General features: G+C 68.5%; 10 protein-coding genes. 9 read left to right on the top strand and 1 reads right to left on the bottom strand.

Annotated features, from left to right (window positions below):
- Nucleotides 1-445 precede the first annotated feature (445 nt).
- From secY to rplQ, 9 genes are all read left to right on the top strand, one after another.
- Nucleotides 446-1738, top strand: coding sequence for a preprotein translocase subunit SecY (secY, locus tag DRB06_RS02740; protein ID WP_108966220.1), 1293 nt, complete (start codon nt 446-448; stop codon nt 1736-1738).
- Nucleotides 1735-2319, top strand: coding sequence for an adenylate kinase (locus DRB06_RS02735; protein WP_234416081.1), 585 nt, complete (start codon nt 1735-1737; stop codon nt 2317-2319). The genes secY and DRB06_RS02735 overlap by 4 nt, the downstream gene beginning before the upstream one ends.
- Before the next feature lie 14 nt (nt 2320-2333).
- Nucleotides 2334-3215 carry a type I methionyl aminopeptidase gene (gene map / locus DRB06_RS02730; protein ID WP_108966222.1) on the top strand — a complete coding sequence of 294 codons (882 nt, stop codon included), beginning with the start codon at nt 2334-2336 and terminating at the stop codon, nt 3213-3215.
- Nucleotides 3216-3579: 364 nt separating this feature from the next.
- Nucleotides 3580-3801: a translation initiation factor IF-1 gene (gene infA / locus DRB06_RS02725; protein ID WP_003781847.1), complete on the top strand. Its 222-nt coding sequence runs from the start codon at nt 3580-3582 to the stop codon at nt 3799-3801.
- Between the two features lie 33 nt (nt 3802-3834).
- Nucleotides 3835-3948: a 50S ribosomal protein L36 gene (gene rpmJ / locus DRB06_RS02720; RefSeq protein WP_073327519.1), complete on the top strand. Its 114-nt coding sequence runs from the start codon at nt 3835-3837 to the stop codon at nt 3946-3948.
- Nucleotides 3949-4108: 160 nt separating this feature from the next.
- On the top strand, nt 4109-4483 hold the full coding sequence (gene rpsM / locus DRB06_RS02715) for a 30S ribosomal protein S13 (RefSeq protein WP_073327517.1): 375 nt from the start codon (nt 4109-4111) through the stop codon (nt 4481-4483).
- 57 nt (nt 4484-4540) lie between these two features.
- A complete protein-coding gene (gene rpsK / locus DRB06_RS02710) occupies nt 4541-4942 on the top strand; it encodes a 30S ribosomal protein S11 (protein WP_073327516.1) in 402 nt (133 codons plus the stop codon).
- Nucleotides 4943-5101: 159 nt separating this feature from the next.
- Nucleotides 5102-6103 (top strand): DNA-directed RNA polymerase subunit alpha, encoded by a 1002-nt coding sequence (locus DRB06_RS02705; RefSeq protein ID WP_073327514.1) that lies wholly within the window; start codon nt 5102-5104, stop codon nt 6101-6103.
- Nucleotides 6104-6133: 30 nt separating this feature from the next.
- Nucleotides 6134-6904: a 50S ribosomal protein L17 gene (gene rplQ, locus DRB06_RS02700; RefSeq protein WP_108966226.1), complete on the top strand. Its 771-nt coding sequence runs from the start codon at nt 6134-6136 to the stop codon at nt 6902-6904.
- A gap of 158 nt (nt 6905-7062) precedes the next feature.
- Here rplQ and DRB06_RS02695 read toward each other — a convergent pair whose 3' ends face one another.
- Nucleotides 7063-7821, bottom strand: a complete 759-nt coding sequence (locus DRB06_RS02695) for an ROK family protein (protein ID WP_111819078.1) — start codon at nt 7819-7821, stop codon at nt 7063-7065.
- Between the last annotated feature and the right edge of the window lie 430 nt (nt 7822-8251).

Below are 8251 nucleotides of genomic sequence, written 5' to 3'. Positions count from 1 at the left end.
CGGGCCGGGGGAGACCCCGGCCCGGCCGGAGCCGTTCTGCTGACCACCCCTGACGTCCCACGCGTACGCCTCCGCCTCTCACGTGCGGGTTTGGATCTCGCGTACGCGTTCGGCTTCCACGTTCGGGTTCCGCTCCCACGTGCGAGTCTTGGAGCTTTCCCCGCGCCTGGTAGCCGAATATCTCCAAAACGCGTACGTGAGGCGGGAACTTGTGCGTTTGAGTAATCGACGGGTGTGCGTTTGGCGCGGCGGGCGCGGGACGGCGTGACCGATACCCCCCGAATACGGCGCCTCGGCGGGTGGCAGCATCTGCCGGGCGGGGTAGGGTAGCCCAGGGTTGCACCCTGGGTTTAACCCCGGGTACATCCCGAGCGTCTGCCGGCGCGTCATGAATGTCGACAGGCGCAGTGCCCGCGTCCGCAATCAGCCGCCCACAGGAGACCGAGTGTTCAGTGCGTTCATCCAGGCGTTCAAAACGCCGGACCTGAGGAGAAAGCTCCTGTTCACCCTGGGCATCATGGCCCTGTTCCGGTTCGGTTCCGTGCTGCCCACCCCCGGCGTGAACCTGGCCAACGTGCAGGTGTGCGTGGGGGAGGCCGAGGATGCGGGCCTGCTCGGCCTGATCAACATCTTCTCCGGTGGAGCGCTGCTGCAGCTGAGCGTATTCGCGCTGGGCATCATGCCCTACATCACCGCCTCCATCATCATCCAGCTGCTGCGCGTGGTGATCCCGCGCTTCGAGGAGCTGTACAAGGAGGGCCAGTCGGGCACCGCCAAGCTGACGGAGTACACCCGCTACCTCACGATCGGGTTGGGCGTGCTCCAGTCGGCCACAATCGTCGCCACCGCCGCGAACGGCAACCTGTTCACCGGCTGCTCGGTGGACGTCATCCCGAACGACTCCCCCCTGAACCTGGCGCTGATGATCGTCACCATGACCGCCGGCACCGGCCTGATCATGTGGCTGGGTGAGCTCATCACCGAGCACGGCATCGGCAACGGTATGTCCCTGCTGATCTTCACCTCGATCGTGGCGCGCATGCCGCAGAACCTGCTGTCCATCCTGGGCGGCTCCGGCGGCCTCTCCCGCTTCCTGGCGGTCGTAGCCATCATCCTGGTGGCCACGCTAGCGGTGGTCTTCGTAGAGCAGGCCACCCGCCGCATCCCGGTGCAGTACGCCAAGCGCATGGTGGGACGGCGCCAGTACGGCGGCTCCACCACCTACATCCCCATCAAGATCAACACCGCCGGCGTCATCCCGGTCATCTTCGCCTCCTCCCTGCTGGCCATGCCGCAGCTGATCGCCCAGTTCGGCTCGCCCACCAGTTCCTGGGTGCAGTGGATCGCCACCAACCTGCGGCAGACCGACACGGTCTACCTGGTGGGCTACGCCCTGCTGATCTTCGCCTTCACGTTCTTCTACACGGCCATCACCTTCAACTCCGAGGAGATCGCCGACAACATGAAGCGCTACGGCGGCTTCATCCCCGGCATCCGCGCCGGTGAGCCGACGGTGCGCTACCTCAGCTACGTAATCAACCGGATCACCGCGGCGGGCTCCGTCTACCTGGTGATCCTGGCCCTGCTGCCGACGCTCGCCGTCATCCGGCTGGGCCTGTCCCAGAATCTGCCGTTCGGCGGCACGACCATCCTGATCATGGTGGGGGTCGGCCTGCAGACGGTTAAGGAAATCAACTCTCAGCTGCAGCAGCGGCACTACGAAGGGTTCCTCTCATGAGCGCACGTATGGTCATCCTCGGTCCACCCGGAGCCGGCAAGGGCACCCAGGCAGCCCGCATTTGCGAGCGCCTGGGCATCCCCGCCATCTCCACCGGCGACATCTTCCGTGCGAACGTCGCCGGCGGCACCGAGTTGGGCCGCCAGGCCAAGCAGTACATGGACGCCGGCGAGTACGTGCCCGACTCGGTGACCAATGCCATGGTCGCCGACCGGCTGGCCGCCGACGACGCCGCCGACGGCTTCCTGCTGGACGGTTACCCCCGCACCGAGGCGCAGGTGCACGAGCTGGACAGCATGCTCGCCGCCGCCGGCCTGTCCCTGGACGTGGTCCTGGAGATCACCGCGGACGCCGAGGTCGTGGTCCAGCGGCTGCTGGGGCGCGCCGCCGAGCAGGGCCGCACCGACGACACCGAACCGGTCATTCGTCGTCGCCTGGAGGTGTACGCGGAGCAGACCGAGCCGCTGGCCGCCCTGTACGAGCAGCGCGGGCTGCTGGTGCGCGCCGACGGCGTCGGCGCGCTGGATGAGGTCACCGACCGGATCATGAGCGCGCTCGCCACGCGCGGCGTCACCGCCTGAAGGGGACACCCGCCATGCTGACGCGCGAGCGGATTCAGCTCAAGACCCCGGACCAGCTGCGGCACATGCGCCGGGCCGGGCTCGTCGTCGCCGATATCCACGCCGCCCTGCGGGAGGCCGTGCGCCCCGGCGTCACCACCGCAGAGCTTGACGCCGTCTCCGCCGACGCCATCGCCCGCGGCGGCGCCCACTCCAACTTCCTGGGTTACTACGACTACCCGGCCACCGTCTGCATCTCCGTCAACGACGAGGTGGTCCATGGGATCCCGGGGGAGCGGGTGCTCGAGCCGGGCGACCTGGTCACCTTCGACTGTGGCGCCTACATCCTCGACGACGCCGGCACCCAGTGGCACGGCGACGCCGCCTTCACCACCGTGGTGGGCGGCCGCTATGCCTCCGAGTCCGATCGGGTGCTGGACACCACCACCCGGCAGGCCCTGTGGGACGCGATCGCCGCCGTCGCCCGTGCCGCCGCCGGAGAGACCGCTGGGCGAGCCACACGGTTGAACACGGTTGGCGACACGGTCGAGGCCACCGTTGCTGCGGTGAGCGAGCGCGAGGGGGTGCATCTGGGCATCCTGCAGGACTACGTCGGCCACGGCATCGGTACCGCCATGCACATGGCCCCCGACGTGCTCAACTATTCCGTCAAGCACAAGGGCCCCAAGCTCCGGGCGGGCATGGTGCTCGCCATCGAACCGATGCTCACCGCCGGTGGCACGGAGGTGGACGAGCTCGACGACGGCTGGACCGTGGTCACGCGGGACGGTTCGCACGCCGCCCAGTGGGAGCACACGGTCGCGCTCGTGCCCGGCGGAGTGTGGGTGCTGACAGCCCCCGATGGGGGAGTGGAGGGCCTGGCCCCCTACGGCCTGGAGCCCAAGCCCCTGGACTGACTCCTCTGCTGTCCTGCTGTCCTGCGCCCGCGATCGCCGAGGTCGGTTGAAGTTACGTGCCGAGGTCGGTGGAACTTACGTGCCGAGTTCGGTCGTGCCGGGAGCGAGGCGGGTGTTGGCGACGTGCCGGAGTCGAGGTGCGCAGTGTGTCGGGAAACACCGCCGGATAATGCCCCTCCGCGGTGGTCAGCCGCGGCGGGTTTGCCGTATCGTTGGCGATCGGCGCGTCCAGGACGCGGTGCCATACCATTTTGCCCGCCGGCTCTCCGGCTTCCCGTGAGGTGGGGTGGCGCGTCCAGCGCACCATGCCGGCGGCGTCGTCGCCGGAGGGAGTATCCAGCGAGAAAGCAACCGACGGAGGAACATGGCTAAGAAGGACGGCGTCATCGAGGTCGAGGGATCGGTCGTCGAGGCCCTTCCGAACGCGATGTTCCGGGTCGAGCTGAGCAACGGGCATGTCGTGCTCGCGCACATCTCGGGCAAGATGCGGCAGCACTACATCCGCATCCTGCCGGAGGACCGCGTGGTCGTTGAGCTCAGCCCCTACGACCTGTCGCGTGGCCGCATCGTCTACCGGTACAAGTGACAGTCCTCCCTGCCGGGAGGACGGAGGAACAACATGAAGGTCAAGCCGAGCGTCAAGAAGATCTGTGACAACTGCAAGGTGATTCGTCGCCACGGCAAGGTCATGGTCATCTGCGACAACCCGCGGCACAAGCAGCGTCAGGGCTGACACCCGCGCGTCGCCGGCCTGGGGGTCGGCGGCAAAACAACTCAGCACTCACCCCAGTGGCGCCTCGCGCCACCACCCCCGGTTCCTGGAGGCCGGGGCCACCGGAAGGCGGTGGAGGGGATGGGTGACGACCTCCGGGAGCACACAGGAGAACCACACAGTGGCACGCATTTCCGGCGTCGACCTGCCTCGCGAGAAGCGAGTCGAGGTCGCGCTCACCTACATCTACGGGATCGGACGCACCCGCGCCCAGAAGACCCTCGAGGCCACCGGGGTCAACCCGGACACCCGGGTCAAGGACTTGACGGAGGACGAGCTGGTCGCGCTGCGCAACCACATCGACTCCAGCTACCAGGTCGAGGGCGACCTGCGTCGTGAGGTCCAGGCGGACATCCGCCGCAAGATTGAGATCGGCTCCTACCAGGGCCTGCGCCACCGCCGGCACCTGCCGGTCCGCGGCCAGCGCACCAAGACCAACGCCCGCACTCGCAAGGGCCCCAAGCGCACCGTGGCCGGTAAGAAGAAGGCCAAGTAACCAGCCGTTATCCGGGCGCCGCAGGCCCGGAACTAGACCTCACTCGAAGAAGGAAGCATGCCCCCTAAGACTCGTTCCACCGCGCGCAAGCCGCGCCGCAAGGACCGTAAGAACGTCACCCACGGTCACGCCTACATCAAGTCCACCTTCAACAACACCATCGTGTCCCTGACGGACCCCAACGGCGCCGTCATCGCCTGGGCCTCCTCCGGCCAGGTCGGTTTCAAGGGCTCGCGCAAGTCGACGCCGTACGCCGCTCAGCTCGCCGCCGAGGCTGCCGCCCGCCGCGCCCAGGACCACGGCATGAAGAAGGTCGACGTGTTCGTCAAGGGCCCCGGCTCCGGCCGCGAGACCGCGATCCGCTCCCTCCAGGCCGCCGGCCTCGAGGTCGGCTCGATCACCGACGTGACCCCGCAGGCGCACAACGGCTGCCGCCCGCCGAAGCGGCGCCGCGTCTGAGGCTCGACCCTGCGGTCGGCGCCTCCCCACAAAAGCTGGGGACGACGTCGGCCATTGGCTCCGCCCGGACAGGACGGGCCGGCCGCCGACGCGTGTCGGCGGCCAACACCATGAGGAACGGCGTCATATAGCGGGCGCCGCGACGAAAGGAAACCCCTAGTGCTCATTGCACAGCGACCCACACTCTCCGAGGAGGTCATTGAGGAGGACCGCCGCTCGCGGTTCATCCTCGAGCCCCTCGAGCCCGGCTTCGGCTACACGCTCGGAAACTCCCTGCGTCGCACGCTGCTGTCCTCCATCCCGGGCGCGGCCGTGACCTCCGTCCGCATTGAGGGCGTGCCCCACGAGTTCCGCACCATTGCCGGGGTCAAGGAGGACGTCGCCCAGATCATCCTGAATATCAAGGAGATCGTCCTGTCGTCCGAGAACGACGAGCCGGTGGTCATGTACTTGCGCAAGTCCGGCCCGGGCGTCGTCGTCGCCGGCGACATCACCCCGCCGGCGGGCGTGGAGATCCACAACCCCGAGCTGGTGATCGCCACTCTCAACGAGAAGGGCAAGCTGGAGATCGAGCTGACGGTCGAGCGCGGCCGCGGCTACGTGTCCGCCAACCAGAACAAGGACCCGAACGCCGAGATCTCGCGTATTCCGGTCGACTCCATCTACTCACCGGTCAAGAAGGTCTCCTACGCGGTGGAGGCCACCCGTGTGGAGCAGCGCACGGACTTCGACCGCCTGGTGGTGGACGTGGAGACCAAGGCCTCCATGACCCCGCGCGACGCGCTGGCCTCCGCCGGCAAGACGCTGGTTGAGCTGTTCGGGCTGGCCCGTGAGCTCAACGTCGAGGCCGAGGGCATCGAGGTCGGCCCCTCGCCGATGGATCAGGCCCTGCAGCAGGATCTGGCCATGATGATTGACGAGCTGGACCTGCAGGCCCGCTCCTCCAACGCCCTCAAGCGCGAGGGCATCCACACCGTCGGTGAGCTCGTCGCGCGCAGCGAGGCTGACCTCCTCGACATCCGCAACTTCGGTGCCAAGTCGATCTCCGAGATCAAGGACAAGCTGGCCGAGCTCGGGCTGTCCCTCAAGGGGTCCCCGGTCGACTACGCCCCGGAGGGCGACTACACCAACCCCACCTTCAGCGACGAGCAGCAGGCCTGACGCCGGCTCGCCATTCCACTAGGAGACAACATGCCTCGCCCCACCAAGGGTCCCCGGCTGGGCGGATCCCCCCAGCACGAGCGCCACATGCTGGCCAACCTGGCCACGCAGCTCATCATCCACGAGTCGATCACGACCACGGAGGCCCGCGCCCGGCGCCTGCGGCCCTACGTCGAGAAGCTCATCACCAAGGGCAAGCGCGGCGACCTTCACGCCCGCCGCACCGTGATGAAGAAGATGACGGACAAGTACGCCGTCTACCGCCTCTTCGACGAGATCGCCCCGCAGATGGCCGACCGCGACGGCGGCTACACCCGCATCATCAAGACCGCGCCGCGCCGGGGCGACAACGCCCCCATGGCCCAGATCTCGCTGGTGCTGGAGCCGGTCGCCAAGAAGGCCGTCGTCGACGACGCCGTCCGCACCGCTAAGCGTGCGGCCGAGCAGGCCGTGGCCGAGGTTGAGGAGGCCGCCGCCGAGGTCGAGGCCGAGGAGACTCCGGCCGATGACGTCGCCGAGGTTGCCGTGGAGGAGACCGAGGCCGCTGACGAGGCCGCTGTCGACGAGACTTCCGGCAAGCCCGTCTACGCCGGCTCGGTGCGCCTGGAGAAGGGCTCCACCGAGGCGCCCGACGCCGACCACGAGGTCAAGGGCAACGAGGACTCCATGAAGTACCACGTGCCCGGCTCCCGCTGGTACGACAACACGGTGGCCGAGGTCTGGTTCGCCTCGGCCGAGGACGCCGAGGCCGCGGGCTTCGCCCCCGCCGGCGGTGCCGCCGCGCAGAAGGTCAAGAAGTGAGCCGGTCCCGGTAGGGTCTGAGCGCTGGTGGGCCGCAAGGCTCACACATACGGGGAGGGCCGGTCGCCGCGAGGTGACCGGCCCTCCCTGCGTCTCAGCGTCGGGCGTGCGGAGCCGGAGGCGGTAGTGGTGCGGCGTCGTCGGGCGGGACGGGGCCGTCAGGGCCGGGCCATCTCCCAGCAGCGGGCTCCGCCGGTCATGCCGGCCTCGTTGGGCACGACGACGACGTCGTCGCCGATCTTGTCGAGCTGGAAGGCGGTGATGCGGCGGGAGTTGCCGCCGCCCAGGTAGAGCCGGTCCCACATGTACATGGGGTGCAGTGCCTCGACCACGCGCCGCACCCGCCGCGACCAGTGGGCGTCCCCCAGGCGCAGGCGCTCGTGCTCACCGATGTAGTCGTCATAGGTCAGCCCCCAGCGGACCGGTCCCTGGGAGACCTCCACGTGCGGGGCGAGCACGCCGTTGTCGAAGACGGCGTTGCCCAGACCCGTCCCCAGGGTCACGATCATCTCCAGGCCGTGGCCGGTGACGACGCCGGCGCCGGCCACCTCGGCGTCGTTGAGCACCAGCACCGGGCGGCCGAGGGTCTCCTGTAGTCGCCCGCCCATGTCGAAGCGCGCCCAGGCCTCCACCAGCTCCGGCAGGACGCGGGAGCGGGGGCCGTCCTTGGTGATGTAGTGGGGGGTGGCGATGACGACCCCGTGGCGGATCATGCCGGGCATGCCGACGGTCACCCGGTCGGCGGGCGGCAGCTGGTCGGCCAGGTCCTTAATGGTGTCCACCAGCAGTTCCGGCGGCAGCGGGTAAGGGGTGGGAGTGCGCAGGGCGCGGGAGATGATGGCGCCATCGGCGTCGAGCACGGAGGCCTTGATGCCGCCGCCGCCGCAGTCGACGCTGAGCGTGGTCGTAGTGGTCACGCCCCGACGCTACCGCCTTGGCGGCGGCCGACGCAGTTTCCCGGCCGCGTCGGTCGATGCGCCCGTGCTCACGAATCGCCCCCGACCCTGCCAAGGCAAACTGCTGGTCGGCCGAGACGTCGAGCGCCAGCTTCTTCAAGTGCCGCTGTTCGTCAGCCAGGCGACCGACTACCATGCGAGCCCACGCAGTTCGGGGAATCGTCTTTCCCAAAGCGTGACGATTCGCTGGTCGAGGTTCAGAGTCGGCCACAGTGCCACGAGTCGGTTGCGGTTGATGAACCTCCGCTGGTCGTCCGCGGTCCCTTCAGCGAGAACAGCCTGGTAGACGATCTGCGCGGATAGTGCTTTCGTCCCTGGGCGTGCGCGCGGGGGAGTGGGGTTGTGCTCTTGCAGGTGTCGGGCTGTGCTGCTGTTTGCTGTTGCACGACCT

This window comes from Actinomyces sp. Z5 (genome assembly GCF_003287795.1).
In the GTDB taxonomy this organism is placed as follows: Bacteria; Actinomycetota; Actinomycetes; order Actinomycetales; family Actinomycetaceae; genus Actinomyces; species Actinomyces glycerinitolerans.
This window is presented reverse-complemented; position numbering and strand designations above follow the sequence as displayed.